Below are 22,228 nucleotides of genomic sequence, written 5' to 3'. Positions count from 1 at the left end.
GGCTCACCCGGCGAACATCCGCGCGTTCGCGGCCTCGGTCTCGGCGTACTGAGTGCCCGCGGTCGCGAGCGCCTGGTTGATCTGGGCCACGGCCTGTTCCATTTGGGCCTGCGCGGAGCGCCAGGAGTGGAAGGCCTCCTGGAAGCTGGCCGAGGCGGTGCCGGTCCACGAGGCCTGGAGATCGGCGAGCGTGGCGCTCATACCGTTGACCTCGGAGCTGAGCCGTTCGATGTGCCCGTGGGCCTGCTGGGACTTGGCGGCAATGGTGTCACTGTCCACGACGAAGTGGGCCATGGTGTTTCCTCCCTGGAGCGGATGCGGTGGCCGGTGGATTGCCGGGCCCGATCCACGCTAGGCAGCACGTGCCGCGCAACGCCCCGGAGAGGGAGGGGATGGGGACTCAGGCGTCCTCGGAGTCCTCGTCCACAGGTTTCGTGTGGGGGATCCGCACGGTGAAGGTCGCCCCACCGCCGTCGGTCTCCTCGAGTTTCACCGCGCCGTCGTGCTGGGCGATGATCGCGGCCACGATGGACAGGCCCAGCCCCGTGCCGCCGGTCTCGCGGGTGCGGGAGGAATCCGCGCGGTAGAAGCGTTCGAAGACGCGCTCGGCGTCCTCCCGGTCGATACCGGGCCCGTGGTCGCGCACCTGCAGTACGGAGGTGAACCCGCCGTCCACGGCACTCTCCAGACCCACCGCAAGTTCGAGCGGCGATCCCGCGGGGGTGTAGCGCAGGGCGTTGGTGATCAGATTGGCCACGACCTGGCGCAGCTTGGACTCGTCCCCGTGCACCCACGCGGCCTCGGGCTGGGAGTCGTGCAGCCCCACGACCCGCACCGTGCGGTCCGGTGCCGTGGCGTGGGCGTCGGACGCGGCGTCGTAGGCCAGGTGCAAGAGGTCCACTGGTCGAGTGGTGGCGACCCGGCGTTCGTCCAACCGGGCCAGGGTCAGCAGGTCCTCCACGAGCTGGGTCATCCGCTTGGACTCGGACTCGATGCGTTCCATGGCCTTGCCCACGTCCTCGGGCGTCTGCAGCGCGCCGTGGCGGTACAACTCCGAGTACCCGCGGATCGACACCAGGGGGGTGCGCAGCTCGTGGGAGGCGTCCGCGACGAACCGCCGCAGTTTGATCTCGGAGCGGGTGCGGGCGTCGAACGCGTCCTCGATGTGGCCGAGCATCGCGTTGAGCGAGCCCGAGAGCTGTCCGATCTCGGTCTGGGGGTTGTAACCCTCCATGCGCTGGGAGAGGTCCCCCTCCGCGATCCGGGCGGCCGTGGCCTCGACCTGCCGCAACGGTTGGAACGCCCGGGTGACCATGACCCAGCCCACGGTCATGGCCGCGAGCAGGGTGGCCAGGCCGAAGCTGAACGTCAGCAACCCCACGCCGGAGATGATCGCGTTGGTGCGGTCCAGGGGTTCGGCCACGACCACGGACATGTCGAACGCCGTGAGCTTGGTGGGCACCACCCGCCACTTGCGCTCGGGGACGCCCACGGATCCCACGGTCTCCCCCTGGCCGTCGTGGGCCATGACGTAGTCCAGGGTCATCCCGCTCAGATCTGGACTCGAGCTGTCCGGGGACGTGCCGGTACCGCTGCGAGCGCTCGCCACCACGTTGCCGTTCTGATCCAGCAGGTACCCCGAATTGGGCACCGGTGTGGTCACGTCACCCTGCAGCGCTCCCGTGAGCACCGGGGCCACGGTGTTCACGGACCCGCGCAGTTCCTGGTCCATGCTGGTCACGAGCGAGTCGCGCAGCACGGACACGGCCACGAGCGTGGTCACCGAGATGCTGATGGCCAGCAACAGCCCCGTGAGGGCCATCAGCTGGGAACGCAGGGATGCGGAGCGGAACCGGCGGGTGAGGACGTTCAACGGTTCAGTGGCGCTTGTCCGCCGAGCGCAAGAGGTAACCCACGCCGCGCTTGGTGTGGATCAGGGACGGCTGCTCGGGGTCGTTGTCGATCTTGCGGCGCAGATAGGAGATGTAGGACTCCACGATGGAGGCGTCCCCGTTGAAGTCGTACTCCCACACGTGGTCCAGGATCTGGGCCTTGGACAGCACCCGGTTGGGGTTGAGCATGAGGTAGCGCAGCAGCTTGAACTCGGTGGGGGACAGGTCGATCTCGCGCCCGCCGCGGAAGACCTCGTGGGCGTCGTCGTCCAGGACCAGGTCGTCCACGCGCAGCCGGGAGTCCTCCTCCTCGAGCGGCTGGGTGCGGCGCAGGACAGCGCGGATGCGGGCGACGACCTCGTCCAGGCTGAACGGCTTTGTCACGTAGTCGTCGCCGCCCACGGTCAGGCCGGCGACCTTGTCGTCGGTGTCGTCCTTGGCGGTGAGGAACAGGATGGGGAAGTGGCGTCCGGCGGCGCGCAGCTTGCGGGTCACGGAGAATCCGTCGATGTCCGGGAGCATGACGTCCAGCACGGCGAGGTCCGGGTCCTCGGCCTCGGCCTTGAGCAGGGCGTCCCGGCCGTTCGCCGCGGTGACCACTTCGAAGCCCGCGAATCGCAGGGAGGTGGCCAGCAGTTCCAGGATGTTGGGTTCGTCGTCGACGACGAGCAGTTTCGCTTCGGGTGTTTTCGTGTTCACGCCCGTCAGTATCTCCGAGTTTCCTGAATGGATTCTGTTCTCGGGCCGTCCGTTATCTGGAAGGACGGCGACGCCGCTGCGCGCGCCTCAGCGGGCCGAGCGCCGTCGCGCGCCCCGCAACAGTTCCACGCACATCAGCAGGAAGGCCACGGGGAGGAAGATCGCGGGGAAGACCGTGAACCCGCCCCAGATCACGTGCCCGCCGGCGGCCGCCACGAGCACCGCCACCAGCGACAGCACGCACACGAACGCGAGGACCAGTGTGACGACGAGCAGGGGGGACATGCCCCGGTGAGGGCTCGGGGAGGTGCGGCCGGATGCGGTGGGAACGGTGGGTTCGGACATGGTCCTCACGGTAGCAAGGACCGGTTACGCGGTGGGTTGAATCCGGGCCCGGGGCGATCGTGAGGGGGCTAAACTATTGACTTCGCGAGCCGCCCGCGTTCCCGTCGGTGGCCGCGCAGACACGGCGACGAGAGACTGAGGTGATCCGCGTGCCCACGGGCAAGGTCAAGTGGTTCGACGCAGACAAGGGTTTCGGCTTCCTGGCCACCGACGACGGCCAGGAAGTGTTCCTGCATTCGTCCGCCCTGCCCAAGGGGGTCACCACGGTCAAGCCCGGGACCCGCATGGATTTCGGGATCGCGGACGGCAAGCGCGGTGCGCAGGCCCTGTCCGCGACCTTACTGAGCAAGCCGCAGTCCGTGGCTCGCAACACGCGCAAGCCCCCCGAGGAGATGGCCGTGCTCACCGAGGACCTCATCCGGTTGTTGGACGGGATGTCCAACGGACTGCGCCGGGGGCGCTACCCGGACCACGTACACGGCAAGAAGATCGCGACCATCCTGCGCACCGTGGCGGATGAGCTCGATGTCTGAGACCACCGCGGAGACCGCTCCGCAGCGACCCACGGGGCGTACACGCACACCCAAGCAGGACCCGGTGCTTACGGGCGCGGTGGATCTCGCGCGGGAGGCCGTGCTGGCCCCCGTGGCGGACGCGTCCTCGGTGGGGGAACACCTCGGTGTCACCGTGCACGAGGACCGGCTGCTGACCCACCTCTTCGACTGTCGCCTGGCTGGCTACCCCGGCTGGGCGTGGTACGCGACCGTGGCCCGGGCCCCGCGCAGCAAGCACGTGACCGTGTGCGAGACCGGCCTCGTGGCGGGTCCTGATTCCCTCCTGGCCCCGGACTGGGTGCCGTGGGAGGAGCGGATGCAGGCGCTGCAGGAGCAGGAGGCGCAGGACGAGCACGACTCCCCGGCGGAGGGGGACGAGCACCCGGGCGACGGGCAGGACTCCGCCGACGCCGAGCACGCCGGTGACGGTGACACCGCACCCGCCGAGGAGACCTCCACCGATGGGGAGACCTCCCGCACCGAGGACGAGTCCGCTGCATCGGAAGACGCCGAGGACGGCGCAGCATCGTAGGCAGCGGACCGGCCGCCGCCCCCGGGGCCCCGCCGCCGGCGGTCCCGGAGTCGGGGATGTTCCGGTCCCTGCGCATCCGTAACTACCGTCTGTGGTTCACGGGTGCGCTCGTGTCCAACGTGGGTACGTGGATGCAGCGCACCGCCCAGTCATGGCTCGTGTTCGATGAACTGACCGATCACGACGCCACGGCCATGGGCGTGGTGATGGCCCTGCAGTTCGTTCCGCAATTGCTGCTCGCCCCCTATGCGGGGGTGCTCGCGGACCGCTACGACCGGCGCCGGATCCTTGTGATCACGCAGGGTGTCATGGCGCTGCTGGCCCTGGGGTTGGGCATCCTGTTGCTCCTGGACGTCGCGCAGTTGCCCACCGTGTACGCGTTCGCGCTGGGCCTGGGGATCGTCGCGACGTTCGACGCCCCCGTCCGGCAGACGTTCGTCTCGGAGATGGTCCCGGACACCCACGTGTCCAACGCAGTGGCCCTGAATTCCACATCGTTCAACTCGGCGCGGTTGATCGGTCCCGCGGTCGCCGGTGTGCTGGTCGCCGCCGTGGGTACGGGGTGGGTCTTCATGATTAACACCCTCACGTTCGCCGCGATGATCTGCGCGATCGTGCTGATCGACGCCGCCAAGTTGCGTCCCGCTCCACGCGCGCGGCGGGCACGCGGGCAGATCCGGGAGGGCATCGGCTATGTGCTCCACCGCCCGGACCTCGTGGCGGTCATGAGCACGATCTTCATGATCGGCACGTTCGGGATGAACTTCGCCGTGTTCCTCGCGGCCATGGGCGGTTCCGTGTTCGGGCGCGGCTCCGAGGAGTTCGGCGTCCTCAACTCGATCCTGGCAGTAGGCACCCTGACCGGGGCGTTGCTCTCCGCCCGCCGCGCGCGGGCGCGGTTGCGCTACATCTTCTTAGGCTGCGTGGCCTTCGCGATCACGTGCCTGGGTGCGGCCACCGCCCCCACGCTGTGGGTTTTCGCGCTGTGGCTGATCCCGTGCGGCATCGCGTCGCTCACGATCATGACCACCGCCAACGCCTATGTCCAGACGACCACCGCACCCGCGATGCGCGGGCGCGTGATGAGTCTCTACATGGCCATCTTTATGGGCGGTACGCCGATCGGCGCACCCACCGTGGGGTGGCTGACCGACACGCTCGGGGCGCGGTGGGGCATGGGTGCGGCGGTGCTCGCCGGGGTCGTGGGCGCGCTGATCGGCGCGTGCTTCGCGTGGCGACTGCGCCGGGAACGGCAGCTCGCGACGTCGTCCACGGCGGCGCCGGGGACGACGTCGCGCGGCTGAGTCCGCTCAGTCCAGGCCGTTCGCCACGGTCCAGTCGATGCACTCCAACAGGGCGCGGACGTCCTCCGACGGTACGGAGACGAACGTGGCGATCCGCAACTGGTTGCGCCCGAGCTTGCGGTACGGCTCAACGTCCACCACGCCGTTCGCGCGCAGGACGGCCGCGATCCGGGCGGCGTCCACCGCGTCGTCGAAGTCCACCGTGCACACCACGGGGGAGCGGTGCTCGGCCAGCGTGACGAACGGGGCGGCGACGTCGCTGCGTTGCGCCCAGTCGTAGACGAGCCCCGAGGTCTCGGCCGTGCGGCGGGATGCCCAGTCCAGACCGCCCTGGGCGTTGAGCCAGCCCGCCTGCTCGTTGAGCATCACGAGCCCCGCGAGTGCGGGGGTGTTGTAGGTCTGGTGCTTGCGGGAGTTCTCCACGGCCGTGGCAAGGGACAGCACGTCCGGGATCCAGCGACCGGACGCGGCGATGCGCTCGACCCGCTCGAGCGCGGCGGGGGAGAAGGCGGCGAACCAGATCCCACCGTCACTGCCGAAGTTCTTCTGCGGGGAGAAGTAGTAGACATCGGTCTCAGAGAGGTCGACCGCCATCCCACCCGCGGCGGACGTCGCGTCGATGACCGTCAGAGCGCCGTCGTCCGCGTGAACGCGCTGTACGGGCATGGCGACGCCGGTGGAGGTCTCGTTCTGGGGCCACGCGTAGACGTCCACCCCGGGCGCCACGCGAGGCCCCTCGGGGCGCGAACCGGCCGGGGCCTCGATGACCACGGAGGATTCGAGGAACGGTGCGCGATCCGTCACGTGCGCGAACTTGGCGCCGAACTCCCCGAAGCTGAGGTGCTCGGCGCGCCGGGACACGAGGCTGAAGGCCGCGCTGTCCCAGAAGGTGCTGGACCCACCGAGACCCAGCACGATCTCGTACCCCTCGGGCAGTGCGAAGAACTCGGCGAGGCGCTCCTGCACCTGCGCTACCAGGTTCTTGACCGGGGCCTGGCGGTGGGACGTACCCAGCAGTGTGCTGCCACCGCGTTCGAGCGCGGCCACCTGCTCGGCCCGCACCCGGGACGGGCCCGCGCCGAAACGGCCATCCGCGGGCAACAGGGACGGGGGGATCACGGGCATGCTGGTCACGAAGGCTCCTCTGGCGGGCGGTCGGGTGTGTCCCCCATTGTGCCCGCCCGGGGAGTCGATGGCGCGTTCGAGACGCCTGCCGCAAGGACACCCACTGGCTATAATTATCCTGAATCATTCAGACTAGGCTGAACGGCAGCCCCCACCGGGGGTCGTTGACCCGCGCGCTGTGGTGCGCAGAAATCTGAGGACGAACCATGAGCGGCGATCTGATCGACACCACCGAAATGTACTTGCGCACGGTGCTGGAGCTGGAGGAAGAGGGGATCACCCCCATGCGAGCCCGCATCGTGGAACGCCTGCACCACTCCGGCCCCACCGTGTCTCAGACCGTCTCCCGCATGGAGCGCGACGGCCTGCTCTCGGTCGCGCCGGACCGCTCCCTGCAACTCACCGAGGCCGGGCGCACCACCGCTGTGTCCGTGATGCGCAAGCACCGGCTCGCCGAACGACTCCTCGCGGATGTGGTGGGCCTGGACATGGCGCACGTCCACGAGGAGGCCTGCCGCTGGGAACACGTGATGAGTGAGCGCGTGGAACAGCGGCTCGTGAACCTCCTGGGGGATCCCGAGAACTCCCCGTACGGCACGCCCATCCCGGGGCGGGGCGAGCACAACGGCACCGGTGCCGCGGCCGAGGTCTTCGACGGCCTCACCCTGCTCGAGGTCGCCGGAGCCCAGGACTCCACGGAGTACGTAGTCCGGCTGCTGCCGGAAGTGGTGCAGGCGGATCAGGAACTCATCGAGATGCTCAGCTCCGCGGGCATCCTCACGGGCTCCAGGGTCACGGCCGAGATCAACCCCGGGAACGAGAATCGGGTCGTGGTGACCCGGGTCGATTCGGGAGTGTCCCTGGACCTGGACTCCGCCACCGCGCGCGCCATTCGGGTGGCCGCCGCCGAGGCCTGATCGCCGCTGCGTCTCTTCGCGGTTGCTTCCGGTGACGTCGGAACGCGACGCGCCGTGATCTTCGAGAAGTTGACCGTGACCTTTCGACTGTGTGGACAATCACGGGTGATCGGTGCGGTTTCGACCTTCGCTCACTGGGTGAGCCCTGTATCACCGCAGGTCAGGAGCTTTTTTCGTGGTGTGGGCTTTCGAGCGGGCGGGCGTGTTGAGGCGGCCGATTGATATCGACGGTCGTGGTAATCCACGGTGATTCATAACGACCGATGCCCGATGCGTGACCGGCTGTAATCAAAACGTGACATTTTCGTTATCCATCCTGTACAGTCATGCCCGTGCCGATCACTGGTCGGATCGCCACTCCCGAGCGTTCGCCGAGTTCTGCCATGCGCTCCGGGACCCGTACACAGAACATCCGCATGGCAGAAGCGGGGGAACCACTTCCGGGCTCGTTGCAATCCGACGGGTCCTTGGGGTCAAGCCAGCACGGCACCTAGGTGCGTGCGGCCGGATGTCTCCCATCCGAACCCGACAGCTCACCTCGTAGGCGCAGGGAGGAACACACATGTCTTTCATGAAGCAGAACTCTGCCCGGCACCGCGCCGAGACGCAGTCGCACCTCGTGCGTAACACCACAATCGGTACGGTCGTCGCTGGTGCCGCCGTGGTCGGCCTCGCGGCCCCCGCGCAGGCCTCGAGCGGTCCCATCGATCTGGGCTCCACGGCGTCCTACGGCTACCAGGCGTCCACCTCCTCGGTGCAGGCCTACAACGCGTCGTACACCATGCAGACCACCAACACCGTGGGCTCCGCCGCCAGCGTGAGCACCCAGTCGAACCACTCCACGGGTGGTCTGGTGGGCACCGCCTACCAGGGCATCGGCGGCGCGTACGTCTGGGGCGGCGTTGGCTTCAAGGCCTGGGACTGCTCCGGCTTCACCCAGTGGGCCTACGCCCAGAACGGCATCAACCTGCCCCGCACCACCTGGGCCCAGTTCGCCGCTGGCACCCCCACCTCCAACCCGCAGCCCGGCGATCTGGTCTCCCAGAACGGCGGCTCCCACGTGGGGATCTACATCGGCAACGGCCAGATGATCTCCGCTCTCAATCCCTCGCAGGGCACTCAGGTTCACTCCGTGAATGCCATGCAGCTGGATGGTTACTACACCTTCCGGTGACCCGGTGACACCGCGCGCGAGCATGATGCGCGGTCTACACCGAGCCACATTGCGGCCGGGTGTGCTGGCTGGGTCCCCGGACCTCGGCCGGCACACCGCGCCGGAACCACCTGAAAACCGAACGTAATCTCCCGCCCAAATCCGTGCACCGCTGCTGCGTCCTGACGGATGTGCCGGTCACCGCACACCTCCGTGCCCTGGGTGGACACGAACGTGTTAGGAAACCACACGAATGTCGAACGAAACCGCTCCTCACGCCGCCAAGGGCCTCTTCGCGGGTAAGGCCCGCACCGTCGCCGCCGTCGCGGCCTTCTCAGGTCTGGCCCTCGCGACCACCGTGTCCGTGCAGGCCACGCAGAATGCCTCCGAGCAGGCCCCCGCCGCCGCTGTGTCCGAGGCTCCCGCCTCCGATAACACCGTCTCCGCGGAGCCCGCAGCCAAGGCCGACAAGGCCCAGGAGAACGCTGCCAAGGAGCAGAAGGCCGCGAAGACCGAGAAGGCGCAGCCCGCCGCTCAGGCTCCCGCTCAGCCCTCCGTGGTCCAGGCCGCTCCCGTGGCCGACGTGACCCCGCTGCAGGCTCCCGCCGTTCCGGCTGCAGCCCCCACCGTCGTGACCGCTTCCGAGAACGTCACCTCGGTCGCCGAGCAGGCTCCGGTGGCCCAGGGCCGCCACGCCGCTCCCGCCACCGCTCAGACCGTTGCCAAGGAGGCCGCCGCCGAGCAGCGCGCCGCTGTGGCTTCCCCGGTGATCCCGAACTACGCCCCCGCCCAGGGTGCCGCTGCCGCCCAGCCCGCGTCCTACAAGGCTCCGCAGGCCCCGGCCGCTCCGAAGGCGCAGGCTGCCCCCCAGGCTCAGGCCGCCACCCAGGTGACCACGCAGTCCAACACCCAGGCGAAGGCCGAGGCTGCTCCCGCCGCCACCCAGGCGACCACCCAGTCCAACACTCAGGCCAAGGCTCAGGCTGCTCCCGCCGCCAAGGCCTCCTCCGTGTCCGGCTCCGCGAAGGGCCAGGCCATCCTGGGTGCCGCCGAGGCTCAGCTCGGTGTGTCCCAGGACTGCACCATGCTGGTGACCAACTCCCTCAAGGCCGTGGGCATCAACCACCACGGCTGGCCGGCCAGCTACAAGTCGCTGGGCACCCAGGTCTCCGCGGACCAGGCCCGCGCCGGTGACATCGCCTACTACGCCAACGGCGGTTCCGGCATGGCTCACGTGGCCATCTACGCCGGTAACGGCCAGGCCATCCACGGCGGTTGGAACGGTAACCAGACCGTGAAGACCAGCGCCTACGTGGGCTCCGGCCCCGAGTTCATCCGCGTCGGCTGAACCGGATCGAGTTCGGCACAGCGCTGATCCGCGCGGCGCCACACCTCGTGTCGAGTCGGGACCGGTTGTGTACCCGATCCCGATGAGAGCGATAGAGAACGTACGGACCCTGTTGACCGCAGGGTCCGTGCGTTTTTTCGTGCCCGGAACCCGGAACTTGGAACCCGGACGTGGACCGGCAGCGGTGATCACTCGGCCCACCTAGCACCCGACCCCCCTTCGTGCAGGCGTCGATCGCGGATCGGCCCCAGCGATCGCGCAGCCCCGGCCCGTAGAATGGACGCCATGCCCTCCGATCTCTCCACCGCCGCACGCACCCCGCAGGACCAGGAATTCACCTACTACGCCGTGGGCATGGTTGCCGGTGCCATCCCGGGGATCGTCGTGGGGTTCATAGTGGCCGCGTTCGTGGGTCACGCCGCCATGTGGTTGTCGGTTTTCGGTGGCGTGGGGATCATCATCGGCCTCGTGGTCGCCACGGTCGTCTTCCGGCGACGCCGCGCGGCCGCCCGGGCAGCCCAGCCCACCTCGCCCGCAGCGCCGGGCGACGACGTCGCCGATCGTCGCAGCTGAGCCCGTCCCACCGGGGAGCCGGCACGCCGCTGTCGGCGCTCGTCGCAGACCCACCCACCGGAGAGCCGGGTCGACGTCGCTGGGTATTCGTACGGGTCCGCGTGGCCGTCCAGCCCGGCCCCGAGCTCCACGCGGCGGTGAGTTCTCTCCGTCCCCCGTTACTTCCAATCGACCTCGAAGGCCGGCTCAGGCCGCGATCAGCTGCGTGATCTCCCGTTCCAGGTTCTCCCGGGCGCGGGCCTCCCACAACGTCACCGCACGAGGATCGTGGAACAACGTGTCTTTTTCCAGGAGTCCGCGCAGGATCTCGGCGCGGCCCGCCCTGAACTGCTCGTCCGGGACGTGGGCGTACTCGCGGCGCACCGTGGTCCGATACCGCTCGTACTCGTTCTCGCTGCCGCCCAGCACGGACAGGTCCGCGTCCACGAGTCGACAGGCGTCCACGTCGCTCGGATCCGGGCGGTGGTCCACGGTCACGAGCACGAGCTCCGCCACGCGGCGCCCGATGGCCGCGGGCCACTCCGGGCCTGATAGTCGTTGCCGGGCCAGCTCGGCGGAGTCCCGTTCGTCCTGACCTGCTTGCCCGTCATACACGGCATCGTGGAACCACGCGGCGAGCACGAGCTCCGCGCTCGGGGCGCCGTGGGTGAGCCGGTCGATGCCTTCCAGCACGTTCAGCAGATGCGAAGGCCCGTGGTAGACGCGGTGCGGTTCGCTCCAGCGGCTCAGCAGCTTGGCACCCAGGTCGGGATGCTCGGGGAAGTGGTGCGCCCAGCGGCGCGTGAGGGTCACCGCGAGCTTGGCCGGGCGGCGTCGTGCGGGGACCCGCAGGCCACTGTGGATCAGGACACGGACGAGTTTCTTGCCGTCGACAGCGAGGGCACCCGCGGCCACAGCGTCAGCGTGGCGGTGCGCGGGGACGTCGTAGTGGTCGCGGTCGAAGGCACGTTCCGAGACCCCCAGGCCGCGGGCGAACTCGTGCAGCTCGGCCAGGGAGGTGTCGGAGATCAGGTGCGAGAACACCGTGCCGTGCGCGGGCCATCGGGGTGGATCGATGTAGACGGTCATGGCTCCATTGTGCGCTGTTCCGATGTGCTCTCAACTCGCGGGGGGAACGCGCCGCCGATACAGTGGTGCAGTGTTGCCCCCGTAGCTCAGGGGATAGAGCACGGCTCTCCTAAAGCCGGTGTCGTTGGTTCGAATCCAATCGGGGGCACCGAGGACGTCCCGCCCGATAACGGGCGGGACGTCGTCATTCCCGCAGTGCATTCCCACAACCGGCCGACCCGCCCAGCGAAACCCGCCCGCCCGGTGAGGATGGCCGACCCCGCACGTCAACGGGGATGTACGAGTGGAGTAAAAGCAGCCCGCGGCCCTGAGACCTGCGTCAGCTCAGCTGAATCGCGGTGTGGGGAAGCGCGAGGGGTGTATCCCTGAGCTCAGGCGCGCGGACGCTGGCCCGGCAGCTTGCCCTCGGAGAAGTCGTCGAGTTTGCGGCGCGTCACGGATACCGCCACGATCACGGCGATCAGCACGAGCAGAGCGAACAACACCCACCGCGCGATCACGAGCCCCGAGGCGAGTGCCACGGCGGACGCGTCCGCGGGGTCGGCCACGGCGGCGTCGAGCACGGTGTTGCCCACCAGGAAGACCACCGCGTAGACCAGGATGACCGCCCAGTACACCCATTTGCGGGCGCGCTGCGGGGTGTTGAGCCCGGTGAACAGCAGCCAGCCCAGGCACATGAGAAGGGGAGTGAAGAGCCCCGTGGTCGCGTGCACGCCCTCGTACTCGGTGCGGCCGTCCGCACCCAGGCCGCGGGCGAAGTCCGCGAGGTGGCCCTGGGAGAAACCGCCGGCCATGAGTTCGGGCGCGGTGACGCCGCCGGCAAGGTTTCCGGAGACGCCCTGCAGCACGAGCAGGTGGTAGTAGAGCCACAGCGCGGCACCCACGAAGAACGCGACGCCCACCAGGATCCCGGCCGACGACGCCTTGGTGGGTTCCGCGGCGAGCTCACCGGGGCGCATCTCGTGGACGCTCGCGGGGCGCACTCGGGGTGCACGAGCGGGCGAGGACCCCGCCTTCGCGGAGCCCGCGTTCTCCCCGTACTTCCTGGCCTTCTGCGCTCTGGTCATACCCATGGCCCCATTATCCCCCGGGTTGTACTGTGAATGACTACGGGTACCACGCTCGATGACGAGGTGGTGAACAGGTGCCCCGCGGGCACTGCGGAAGGGTGGTGATGGTCATGGAACTCTCCATCGGCCTGCCGGACGGACTGCTCATGAGCGCGGGTGACGGCACGGAACTCACCCTGTACGAGGCCGATCACACCACGGTCCGGCGCAGGATCAACTGCTCCGTCCTGGAGGGCGCGCGGATCGCGGACATCGTGTGGTCCCACAAGCTCTCCGCCGTGATCGCCGCCGTTCCGGACAAGAACCAGTTGTTCCGCTGGGACCCGTACACCGACGCCCTCCAGGAGTACGGCGGCACGGGTGAGCCCGGCCGCCGGGACGGGAAGATCGCTCAGGCCAAGTTCGCGGCCACGGTCTCGATCACCGAGGCCGGTGACGGCAAGTTGTGGCTCGTGGACAAGGATTCCTCCGCGCTGCGCTACATTGCGATCGATACGGACCGGCCCGACGGCGATCCCCACGTGGTCACGGTCATCGGCCGCCACGGTGCCGGGTACCAGGACGGCCCCGCGGCGGACGCCAAGCTCGCCCGCCCCGAGGACCTGCAGATCCTCTACGACGGTTCCGTGGTGGTCGCGGACACCGGCAACGACGCCATCCGCCATTTGGACCCCTCCGCGGGGGAGGTCTTCACCATTTACGGCGGGCCCGACCAGGACGGGGACGACCTCGACGAAGACGTCGTGCTGCAGGCCCCGGCGCGGGTCACCGTCGCGGATTCGCACCTGTGGGTCGAGGACGCCAACGGGCGCCACCTGTTGGAACCGCGCTACGTGTGATCCGGGGTTGTCCACGGGCCGGTGAGGGCGTCCCCACCGCTGGCTAAACTGGTGCCACCATGGACTTCCTCTCTGACAATCCCCTCCTGTCCGCGGCCTCGGTGCGCTCGGCGAACGCGCCCGACTCGGACGAGTTCTCCCAGCCCACCCCGGCATCCGGGGCTCAACTCGTGGAGGGACTGAACGACCCCCAACGCGCCGCCGTGGAGCACGCGGGTTCCCCGCTGCTCATCGTGGCCGGTGCCGGTTCCGGCAAGACCAGGGTCCTCACGCACCGGATCGCCTACTTGCTGGCCACGGGCCGCGCCCGCCGGGGGGAGATCCTCGCGATCACGTTCACGAACAAGGCCGCCGCGGAGATGCGGGAGCGGATCGTGGATCTCGTGGGGGAGTCCGCGCGCTCCATGTGGATCTCCACGTTCCACTCGCTGTGCGTGCGGATCCTACGCCGCGAGGCCAAGACCCTGGGGCTGTCCACCAACTTCTCCATCTACGACTCCGCGGACTCCCTGCGGTTGATCACCCAGGTGGCCAAGCAGCATGAGTTGGACCCCAAGCGGTTCGCGCCCAAGGCCATCCAGCACAAGATCTCCGCCCTCAAGAACGAGCTCGTGGACGACGAGACCTACCTGGCCCGCGCGAGTTCCTCGGACCCGTTCGAGTCCGCCGTGGCCCGGGTCTACCGGGGCTACACCCAGCGGTTGCGCGCGGCCAACGCCATGGACTTCGACGACCTCATCGGCGAGACCGTGCACATGTTCCGCGCGTTCCCTCAGGTGCTCGAGTACTACCGACGCCGCTTCCGACACGTGCTCGTGGACGAGTACCAGGACACCAACCACGCCCAGTACGCGCTCGTGCGGGAACTCGTGGGAGGCGGTTCCGAGAACCACCCGGATGACTCCGGGATCCCGCTGGCCGAACTCACGGTGGTGGGGGACTCGGACCAGTCCATCTACGCGTTCCGCGGCGCGGACATCCGCAACATCACGGACTTCGAGCGGGACTTTCCCTCCGCACGCACCATCCTGCTGGAACAGAACTACCGCTCCACGCAGAACATCCTCTCCGCGGCCAACTCCGTGATCTCCCAGAACGCGGACCGCCGGGACAAGAAACTGTGGACCGCGGAAGGCGATGGCGCCCCCATCATCGGGTACGCCGCTGAGAACGAACACGAAGAGGCTCGCTTCATCGCGGAGGAGATCGACACGCTACAGGACGAGCACGGGATCCGCCCCGGCGACGTCGCCGTGTTCTACCGCACCAACGCACAATCGCGCTCCCTCGAGGAGATCCTGATGCGCGTGGGATTGCCCTACAAGGTGGTGGGCGGGACCCGCTTCTACGAGCGCAAGGAGATCAAGGACGCCATATCCTACCTGCGCGCGATCGCGAACCCCGCGGACGACATCACCGTGCGGCGCATCATCAACGAGCCCAAGCGAGGGATCGGGGACCGCGCCCAGGGCTCGATCGCGGCGCTCGCCGACCGCGAGGGCATCTCCTTCTCCGAGGCCATGCACCGCTTGGACGAGGCACCCGCCCTGGCCACTCGCTCGGCGAACGCCATCAAGAAGTTCTCCCAGCTCATGGACGATCTCGCGGAACTCGCTCAGGGCGCCTCGGTGACCGCGGTTCTCGAGGCCGTACTCGAACAGTCCGGGTACCTCGAGGCCCTGCGTACGTCCACCGACCCGCAGGACGAGTCCCGTGTGGAGAACCTCGCGGAGCTCGTGGCCGTGGTGCGCGAGTTCGAAAAGGACCACCCGGACGCGGGCCTCGGGGAGTTCCTGGAACACGTGGCCCTCGTGGCGGACGCGGACCAGATCCCCACCCAGCCCGAACCCGAGGGCGGCGCGAGTGCCCAGCAGATCGCGGAGCAGGTCGCGCAAGCGCGTTCCCAGGGGGTCGTGACGCTCATGACCCTGCACACCGCCAAGGGACTCGAGTTCCCGGTCGTGTTCCTCACGGGCATGGAGCACGGGATCTTCCCGCACCAGCGCAGCTTCGCCGACGCCTCGAGCATGGAGGAGGAACGCCGCCTCGCGTACGTGGGGATCACCCGGGCGCGCAAACGGCTGTACCTCACGCGCGCCGAGTCCCGCTCCATGTGGGGGCAGTCCCAATTCAATCCCGCAAGCCCGTTCCTGGACGAGATCCCTTCGCGGTTGATCGAGTGGAAGCGTGAGGGCGCCAGCGCCGCGGGCGGATGGGGTTCGCCCGTGCACGCCGGATTCCAGGCCCGCGATCCGTTGCGCGGTTCCTCGTGGGGTGCGGGCGCCGGATCCGGGGCAAGTTTCCGCAGGCTCTCACCGGCCTCCGCCGGGCGCGTGCAGCCCCAGCGGGAGATTCCTTCCCTCAGCGTGGGGGACACGGTGGAGCACAAGGCGTTCGGCCGCGGTTCCGTGGTCGCCATGGAGGGCTCTGGGGACAAGACGGTCGCCAAGGTGCGCTTCGGTGCGGAGGAGAAGCGGCTCCTATTGCGTTACGCGCCCATGACCAAGGTCTCGTAAGGGGTACGACGCCGCGGCCCCGTCGCGCGCGGTGTCGTGCGGTGCGCCGAAACGCACCGGGTGGCTCGAACCTGCCTGGCGAACCCATCTGGCGGCCCGGCGCAGCCCGGTGTGCTGAGACTCACCCGGATGCTCGAACCGTTCGGGTGGCCCGGCGGGATCGGAGCGCAACCGATCAGGGTTGCTCCCAGGCATGGAGACAGTAGAGGCGGTGATCGCTCAGACGAAGATCAACACGAGCACGGTGAACAGCGTGGTCACGCGCAGGGATTCGCCGGAGCGGACGTGGATCACGCCCAGCAGCACGCAGCTCAACAGGGTGGTCACGGCGGCCGCCTGGCCGCCGGCGAGGAAAGCCACGGCCCCCATCGTGAGGCCCGCCACGAGACCGCCCCACGGGACCCACCGGGACCCCCGGAACGTGAGGACCTCCCGGATGGCACGGTGCGAGTACGCCAGCAGGCCCGCGACCAGGAAACTGCGGCCCACCAGGTAGCAGACCCACGCGACCATCGCGAGCCACCCGAGGGGCCCGTACACGTCGAACAGTTGCAGGTAGCGGTCCAGCGGGGCCAGACCCCACGGCGCCCCGATCAATGCGGGCAGCACGATCGCGAGCACCACGGCCAGGACGAAGCACAACAGGATCTCCCGCCAGCGGCGGTGGTCCACCCCGCCGTCGACGCCGACTCGGCCCGCGGCGGCGTCGTCCCGGCCGTCGACCGCGTCGTCGCGCCCCGCGCCCGTTTCCTCGCTCGGTAACGGATCGACCCCGCGGCGCCGGGACCAGGCCACCAGGGCGCGCGCGAGCAGCACCCACAGTGCCCCGAGACCCACCCATTCCACGACCTGCCAGCCCAGGGGATAGAAGGTGGATACCGAACCCGTGAGGGTCAGGATCGTCCCGCTGACCACCAACTCCAGCCCGAGTGCCACGAACGAGAAGGTGGCCAACGAGGCCATGAACCCCGGGTCCGCCTCGCGGGCGTCCCAGATCTCCGGCAGTCCGATGCGTCGCATGCCCCCAGTCAACCAGCCGCTGCCGTGCGGGCGGGAATCCCGGGCCCGGTCCCGCGGTGTCCGCGGGGGCCGGGTGTGACGCGAATCAAGGGCCCATGGCCTAAAATGCTCGTGAGGGCTCTGTGAGCGCAGTGCTGCGCTTCATCCCCCCACATCAGGTCGCTCCAACCGGGGGTTCCCGGTGCGGAACGACACACCTCGACGCAGAAGGACACTTATCCGTGGACCTGTTTGAGTACCAGGCACGCGACCTGTTCGAGAAGCACGGCGTTCCCGTGCTGGCCGGCATCGTCGCCACTACCCCAGAAGAAGCCAAGGCAGCAGCAGAGAAGATCGGCGGGGTCACCGTCGTCAAGGCACAGGTCAAGGTGGGCGGCCGCGGCAAGGCCGGCGGTGTGAAGGTCGCGAAGTCCGCCGACGAGGCCTACGAGTACGCCCAGCAGATTCTGGGAATGGACATCAAGGGCCACACCGTGCACCGCGTGATGATCGCGCAGGGCGCGGACATCGCCGAGGAATACTACTTCTCCGTCCTGTTGGACCGCGCCAACCGCTCCTACCTGGCCATGTGCTCGGTCGAGGGGGGCATGGAGATCGAGCAGCTCGCCGTGGAGCGCCCGGACGCCCTGGCCCGCGTGGACGTCAACCCCGCGGAGGGCATCACCGAGGCCAAGGCCCGCGAGATCGTGGAGCAGGCCAAGTTCGACGCCGAGACCGCCGAGAAGGTCGTCCCCGTGCTCGTCAAGCTCGGTGAGGTCTACACCAAGGAGGACGCCACCCTGGTGGAGGTCAACCCGCTGGTCAAGACCGGCGACGGCGAGATCCTCGCCCTGGACGGCAAGGTCTCCCTGGACGACAACGCCGAGTTCCGCCACGAGGACCACGCGGCGCTCGCGGACAAGTCCTCCGCGGACCCCCTCGAGGAGAAGGCCAAGGAGAACGACCTCAACTACGTCAAACTCGACGGCGAGGTGGGCATCATCGGCAACGGTGCCGGTCTCGTGATGTCCACCCTGGACGTCGTGGCCTACGCCGGTGAGAAGCACGGCAACGTGAAGCCCGCCAACTTCCTGGACATCGGAGGCGGCGCGTCCGCCGAGGTCATGGCCGCCGGTCTGGACGTGATCCTCAATGACCCGCAGGTCGAGTCCGTGTTCGTCAACGTCTTCGGTGGCATCACCGCGTGCGACGCCGTTGCCAACGGCATCGTGAAGGCGCTGGACATCCTCGGTGACTCCGCCACCAAGCCCATCGTGGTGCGTCTGGACGGCAACAACGTGGAGGAGGGCCGCCAGATCCTGCGCGAGGCCAACCACCCGCTGGTCACCTCCGCGGACACCATGGACTCCGGCGCCGACAAGGCGGCCGAGCTGGCCCACTCCGCCAAGTAATCGCCCACGCGAACAGCTATCAGGAAGAAGACATGTCGATCTTTTTGAACAAGGACTCCAAGGTCATCGTTCAGGGCATCACCGGCGGCGAGGGCACCAAGCACACCGCGCGCATGCTCGCTGCCGGCACGAACGTGCTCGGCGGTGTCAACGCCCGTAAGGCGGGCACCACGGTGAACCACCAGGACAAGGACGGCAACGCCGTCGAACTGCCCGTGTTCGGCAGCGTGAGCGAGGCCGTGCAGGAGACCGGGGCGAACGCGTCGATCGTGTTCGTACCGCCGGCCTTCTGTAAGGACGCCGTGATCGAGGCCATCGACGCCGAGATCCCGCTCGTGGTGGTCATCACAGAGGGTATCCCCGTGCAGGACTCCGCCGAGTTCTGGGCGCACGCCAAGGCGAACACCGGCGCGGACGGCAAGCCAAAGACCCGGATCATCGGCCCTAATTGCCCGGGCATCATCTCCCCCGAGGAGTCGCTGCTGGGGATCACCCCCGCGAACATCACGGGCAAGGGCAAGCTGGGCCTGGTCTCCAAGTCCGGCACGCTGACCTACCAGATGATGTACGAACTGCGGGACCTGGGCTTCACCACGGCCATCGGCATCGGCGGTGACCCGGTCATCGGCACCACGCACATCGACGCCCTCGAGGCCTTCGAGGCGGACCCCGAGACCGAGGCCATCGTGATGATCGGTGAGATCGGCGGCGACGCCGAGGAGCGCGCCGCGGAGTTCATCAAGGCGAACGTAACCAAGCCCGTGGTGGGCTACGTCGCGGGCTTCACCGCTCCCGAGGGCAAGACCATGGGCCACGCCGGCGCCATCGTCTCTGGTTCCTCGGGCACGGCCCAAGCCAAGAAGGAGGCCCTCGAGGCCGCCGGTGTGAAGGTGGGCAAGACCCCGTCGGAGACCGCGCAGCTCATGCGGGAGATCTTCGAGGGCAAGTAAGCCCCTCCCGGCGCTTCGCCGCCGGTGCATCCACGACGACGCCGCTCGCCCACCTCGGTGGAGGAGCGGCGTCGTTCGTCGTGGCGCCGTTCGGACGCGAGTGTCAGCCGGTGAGGGACAGCGGCGCGGTTCGTCGTGGTGCGAGTCGAGCGCCGGCCGGACGGGATGCGGGCGCGCGATGCGGACCGTGACTCGGGCCGGGACTCAGGCCAGGACGATGGTCCGATTGCCGGAGATCACCACGCGACCCTCCGCGTGCCACTTCACGGCGCGGGACAGGGCCTGGGTCTCCGCCTCGGAACCCACCGCCACGAGGTCCTCCGGGGTGTGCGCGTGATCCACCGGGATCACGCGCTGCGCGATGATCGGACCCTCGTCCAGGTCCGGGGTGACATAGTGGGCGGTGGCCCCGACCATCTTGACCCCGCGCTCGTAGGCCTGGTGGTACGGCTTGGCGCCCTTGAAGGAGGGCAGGAACGAGTGGTGGATGTTGATGCACCGACCCGCGAGCTGTTGCGTGAGCTCGTCCGAGAGGATCTGCATGTAGCGGGCCAGCACCACGAGTTCGGTGTCGTAGGACGCGGCGATCTCGAGCAGTTGCGCCTCGGCCTGCGGCTTGGTGTGCCGGGTGACGGGCACGTGGTGGAACGGCACACCGTAGAAGTCCACGAGGGGTTGCAGGTCTGTGTGATTGGACACCACACCCACGATCTCGATGGGCAGCGAGCCCACGCGCGCTCGGTGGAGCAGGTTCACGAGGCAGTGCGAGATCTTGGAGACCATGACGAGCACACGGGTTTTGTGCCGGGCGTCCACCAGACGGAAGCGCATGTCGTGCTTCTCGGCCACCGGGCGGAACCCCTCGATCAGGGACTCAGTGGTCACGGTGCCCGGTTCGTTCATGGTGTGGCAGCGGATGAAGAATTCGTCGTTGTGCCGGTCCGAGAAATGCTTGACGTCGAAGATGTCGCAACCCTGCTCCGTGAGGTTCGACGCCACGGCGCTCACGAGACCGTAGGCCTCGGGGCAGTGGACGGTCAGGACGTGTTCATCGGACGTGGGCTGCTGGGCCGACATGAGGGGATACTCCTGGGATCGCGGAACGGGGAACGGAGCGGCCCCGGAGCACGGGATGTCATCCGTCCGGGGACCGCAGACGATCTTATCGCCCCGGGCTACACAGCGCGCGGGATGGTCCGGATCTCGGAAGGGGCGTTAACGACCGGTGGCCGCGGGAGCGGACGGTAGGAGCCCGTCCGGCGCGGGGAGAGGTGCGCCTCTGCGAGAGAACCCGCAGCCACCGGCAGGCGATAACGCCTCAACGGGATCAAGCCGTGGGCTGAGCGGCTACCGACGCACAGCATCAACCACAGAGCACCCCCCAGTGCATGTGTGGCGATTTCCCTGTGCGAAGTCTCCCGTTGCGGTGGTTCGTAGAACCACGCCCCCAGAATATCGGAATTTCTCAGATGACTCGGAGCCGGTGAAGTTTCATGGAGTGTGGTTCGCGCGAATCGGCCCACCGATTTATGCGTGTAAATTAGCCGGAAATTGACCCCTTAAAGCCGCTCTGACCTGCAATAACAGGGTTTTTCGCCTAGTGAGCGAAGGTTAACAAATGCTAATGAGCGAATATCTCAACAATACTTACTGCACTTGTGGGCGATAGAGGGGACAAGAAATGCCTCCTGATTGTGGGCACGCACCACTTTTATGTCGTACAAATCACACTTCTGCCTACGGAGAACAGTCGCCGTTCGGTACTCACGAGACCGTCGTGTTGAATGCGAGCCCCAGAAGGTAGGTGGCGATCGAGGCCCCGTACCCGATCCCGAGCTGCCGCAGTCCCCGCCTGAACGGGGAGGCGCCGGAGAGCAGGCCCACGAAACCGCCCGTGATCAACAACGCGATGCCCACGAGCGCCATTCCCACGGCCATGGCCACTCCGCCGCCCAGGCCGAAGAGGTAGGGCAGGATCGGGATGATCGCCCCGGACGCGAAGAAGCAGAAGCTCGATGCCGCCGCCCCCAGATCGGTGCCCAGGGCCTGGTTGTCGTCCGTGGCGGGAAGCTCCTCGCCGGGTTCCGTGTTGAGCACACGACGCGCCTTCTCGTCTTGGAACGACAGCGATGGATCGCAGTCGCAGTCGAAGTGTCCGAGTCGCTCGGCCGCCCGGTGCTCTGCAGCCTTCTCGCTCATGCCCCGGGCCCGGTAGATCAGTGTGAGCTCGTTGGCGTTCAGGTCCAACGCCGGCGCCACGCGCAGGGTCACCTGGGTGGGTTGGGAGGCGTCCAGCAGTTCCCGCTGGGATCGCACGGAGACGTATTCGCCCGTTCCCATGGACAGGGCACCCGCGAGCAGTCCGGCGATGCCCGAGAACAGCACCAGGGAGCTGGACGTGCCCGTGGCGCCCACGCCCATCACCAGGGCCAGGTTGGACACCAGGCCGTCGTTGGCGCCGAACACGGCGGCCCGGAAGTTGCCGGACAACCGCGTGCGGCCATCGGTTGCGAGTGCGCGGATGATCTCCTCGTGGACGGCCTCGTCCGCCGCCATGGCGGCCGTGGCATCCGGGTCCTCGCGGTACGGGGAGCGGGACTCGGCGCGCTGCAGCAGCGCCAGGACGAAGACGGATCCCACGTGCTTGGCCAAGAACATGAGCAGTTGCGCTTGCAGGGCGGGTCTCGCCGGACGATCGGCGTGGGGTCCGAGCAGACGACGCCAGTGTTCGGCGTGGCGGCCCTCCGCCTCGGCCACGCTCTGTAAGATCTCGGCATGGCGGCCCGAGCTGTGGCGGGCCAGGTGTTCGTACGTGGCGGCCTCGGCGAGTTCGTCCGCGAGGTAGTGACGCCACCTGCGGATCTGGGCGACAGTGGGTTCCGGTGACTCGGGAACGGTGGAGGAAGCGCTGTGGTGCTCGGGCATGTACCCG

At 68.3% G+C, this 22,228-nt stretch carries 21 protein-coding genes, 1 tRNA gene and 1 riboswitch; of the genes, 12 read left to right on the top strand and 10 right to left on the bottom strand.

The genetic code is table 11. The features are described from left to right. Nucleotides 1-3 precede the first annotated feature (3 nt). The 4 genes from ACW9PK_RS02780 to ACW9PK_RS02765 form a co-directional block, all read right to left on the bottom strand. Nucleotides 4-294: a WXG100 family type VII secretion target gene (locus tag ACW9PK_RS02780; protein WP_064847213.1), complete on the bottom strand. Its 291-nt coding sequence runs from the start codon at nt 292-294 to the stop codon at nt 4-6. 106 nt (nt 295-400) lie between these two features. After that, a complete protein-coding gene (locus tag ACW9PK_RS02775) occupies nt 401-1,873 on the bottom strand; it encodes a sensor histidine kinase (protein WP_183085815.1) in 1,473 nt (490 codons plus the stop codon). A gap of 4 nt (nt 1,874-1,877) precedes the next feature. After that, a complete protein-coding gene (locus tag ACW9PK_RS02770) occupies nt 1,878-2,591 on the bottom strand; it encodes a response regulator transcription factor (protein WP_035963961.1) in 714 nt (237 codons plus the stop codon). An 87-nt stretch (nt 2,592-2,678) separates the two neighbouring features. After that, nucleotides 2,679-2,936 carry a hypothetical protein gene (locus tag ACW9PK_RS02765; RefSeq protein WP_368835700.1) on the bottom strand — a complete coding sequence of 86 codons (258 nt, stop codon included), beginning with the start codon at nt 2,934-2,936 and terminating at the stop codon, nt 2,679-2,681. Between the two features lie 149 nt (nt 2,937-3,085). Here ACW9PK_RS02765 and ACW9PK_RS02760 point away from each other — a divergent pair, with 149 nt between their 5' ends. The 3 genes from ACW9PK_RS02760 to ACW9PK_RS02750 are packed head-to-tail and all read left to right on the top strand — an operon-like array spanning nt 3,086 to nt 5,326. Further along, the gene (locus ACW9PK_RS02760) at nt 3,086-3,469 is read left to right on the top strand and encodes a cold-shock protein (protein ID WP_098054966.1); all 384 of its coding nucleotides are present in this window, start codon (nt 3,086-3,088) and stop codon (nt 3,467-3,469) included. Then, nucleotides 3,462-4,022, top strand: a complete 561-nt coding sequence (locus ACW9PK_RS02755) for a DUF3027 domain-containing protein (protein ID WP_457016399.1) — start codon at nt 3,462-3,464, stop codon at nt 4,020-4,022. The genes ACW9PK_RS02760 and ACW9PK_RS02755 overlap by 8 nt, the downstream gene beginning before the upstream one ends. Before the next feature lie 56 nt (nt 4,023-4,078). Beyond that, nucleotides 4,079-5,326, top strand: coding sequence for an MFS transporter (locus tag ACW9PK_RS02750; RefSeq protein WP_085107044.1), 1,248 nt, complete (start codon nt 4,079-4,081; stop codon nt 5,324-5,326). Nucleotides 5,327-5,332: 6 nt separating this feature from the next. Here ACW9PK_RS02750 and serC read toward each other — a convergent pair whose 3' ends face one another. After that, the gene (serC, locus tag ACW9PK_RS02745; RefSeq protein WP_312917415.1) at nt 5,333-6,451 is read right to left on the bottom strand and encodes a phosphoserine transaminase; all 1,119 of its coding nucleotides are present in this window, start codon (nt 6,449-6,451) and stop codon (nt 5,333-5,335) included. Between the two features lie 206 nt (nt 6,452-6,657). On the opposite strand from serC, the gene ACW9PK_RS02740 reads away from it, so the two are divergent. The 4 genes from ACW9PK_RS02740 to ACW9PK_RS02725 all read left to right on the top strand — a co-directional run bounded on the left by ACW9PK_RS02740 (nt 6,658) and on the right by ACW9PK_RS02725 (nt 10,442). After that, on the top strand, nt 6,658-7,368 hold the full coding sequence (locus ACW9PK_RS02740; protein ID WP_144931175.1) for a metal-dependent transcriptional regulator: 711 nt from the start codon (nt 6,658-6,660) through the stop codon (nt 7,366-7,368). 400 nt (nt 7,369-7,768) lie between these two features. Next, a riboswitch (cyclic di-AMP (ydaO/yuaA leader) is annotated at nt 7,769-7,927 on the top strand. Between the two features lie 3 nt (nt 7,928-7,930). Further along, the gene (locus ACW9PK_RS02735; RefSeq protein WP_144998660.1) at nt 7,931-8,542 is read left to right on the top strand and encodes a C40 family peptidase; all 612 of its coding nucleotides are present in this window, start codon (nt 7,931-7,933) and stop codon (nt 8,540-8,542) included. Between the two features lie 232 nt (nt 8,543-8,774). Beyond that, on the top strand, nt 8,775-9,869 hold the full coding sequence (locus ACW9PK_RS02730; protein ID WP_457016398.1) for an NlpC/P60 family protein: 1,095 nt from the start codon (nt 8,775-8,777) through the stop codon (nt 9,867-9,869). Nucleotides 9,870-10,154: 285 nt separating this feature from the next. Continuing rightward, nucleotides 10,155-10,442, top strand: a complete 288-nt coding sequence (locus tag ACW9PK_RS02725) for a hypothetical protein (protein WP_064847234.1) — start codon at nt 10,155-10,157, stop codon at nt 10,440-10,442. 186 nt (nt 10,443-10,628) lie between these two features. On the opposite strand, the gene ACW9PK_RS02720 is transcribed toward ACW9PK_RS02725, so the two are convergent. Then, on the bottom strand, nt 10,629-11,510 hold the full coding sequence (locus ACW9PK_RS02720) for a DUF4031 domain-containing protein (protein WP_368835704.1): 882 nt from the start codon (nt 11,508-11,510) through the stop codon (nt 10,629-10,631). Between the two features lie 75 nt (nt 11,511-11,585). Here ACW9PK_RS02720 and ACW9PK_RS02715 point away from each other — a divergent pair. Then, nucleotides 11,586-11,658, top strand: a tRNA-Arg gene (locus ACW9PK_RS02715). 223 nt (nt 11,659-11,881) lie between these two features. Here ACW9PK_RS02715 and ACW9PK_RS02710 read toward each other — a convergent pair. Continuing rightward, nucleotides 11,882-12,583, bottom strand: a complete 702-nt coding sequence (locus ACW9PK_RS02710) for a hypothetical protein (protein WP_064847205.1) — start codon at nt 12,581-12,583, stop codon at nt 11,882-11,884. A gap of 107 nt (nt 12,584-12,690) precedes the next feature. Here ACW9PK_RS02710 and ACW9PK_RS02705 point away from each other — a divergent pair, with 107 nt between their 5' ends. Both ACW9PK_RS02705 and pcrA read left to right on the top strand, forming a co-directional pair. Continuing rightward, complete coding sequence (locus ACW9PK_RS02705) at nt 12,691-13,419, top strand: NHL repeat-containing protein (RefSeq protein WP_231885634.1); 729 nt, start codon at nt 12,691-12,693, stop codon at nt 13,417-13,419. A gap of 59 nt (nt 13,420-13,478) precedes the next feature. Then, entirely contained in the window at nt 13,479-15,935 is a 2,457-nt protein-coding gene (gene pcrA, locus ACW9PK_RS02700; RefSeq protein ID WP_457016397.1) for a DNA helicase PcrA, read from the top strand. Nucleotides 15,936-16,154: 219 nt separating this feature from the next. On the opposite strand, the gene ACW9PK_RS02695 is transcribed toward pcrA, so the two are convergent. Beyond that, nucleotides 16,155-16,955, bottom strand: a complete 801-nt coding sequence (locus tag ACW9PK_RS02695; RefSeq protein WP_144998671.1) for a hypothetical protein — start codon at nt 16,953-16,955, stop codon at nt 16,155-16,157. A 221-nt stretch (nt 16,956-17,176) separates the two neighbouring features. Here ACW9PK_RS02695 and sucC point away from each other — a divergent pair, with 221 nt between their 5' ends. Both sucC and sucD read left to right on the top strand, forming a co-directional pair. Then, the gene (gene sucC, locus ACW9PK_RS02690; protein WP_085107038.1) at nt 17,177-18,346 is read left to right on the top strand and encodes an ADP-forming succinate--CoA ligase subunit beta; all 1,170 of its coding nucleotides are present in this window, start codon (nt 17,177-17,179) and stop codon (nt 18,344-18,346) included. A gap of 32 nt (nt 18,347-18,378) precedes the next feature. Further along, nucleotides 18,379-19,296 (top strand): succinate--CoA ligase subunit alpha, encoded by a 918-nt coding sequence (gene sucD, locus ACW9PK_RS02685; RefSeq protein ID WP_064847200.1) that lies wholly within the window; start codon nt 18,379-18,381, stop codon nt 19,294-19,296. A 204-nt stretch (nt 19,297-19,500) separates the two neighbouring features. Here the strand turns inward: sucD and purU are convergent, their stop codons facing one another. Together purU and ACW9PK_RS02675 are read right to left on the bottom strand one after the other, a co-directional pair. Continuing rightward, entirely contained in the window at nt 19,501-20,373 is an 873-nt protein-coding gene (purU, locus tag ACW9PK_RS02680) for a formyltetrahydrofolate deformylase (protein ID WP_193519794.1), read from the bottom strand. A gap of 687 nt (nt 20,374-21,060) precedes the next feature. After that, nucleotides 21,061-22,221: a VIT1/CCC1 transporter family protein gene (locus ACW9PK_RS02675; protein ID WP_457016396.1), complete on the bottom strand. Its 1,161-nt coding sequence runs from the start codon at nt 22,219-22,221 to the stop codon at nt 21,061-21,063. Nucleotides 22,222-22,228: the final 7 nt, after the last annotated feature.

Source organism: Kocuria sp. MNB10, from assembly GCF_054073685.1.
This window is presented reverse-complemented; position numbering and strand designations above follow the sequence as displayed.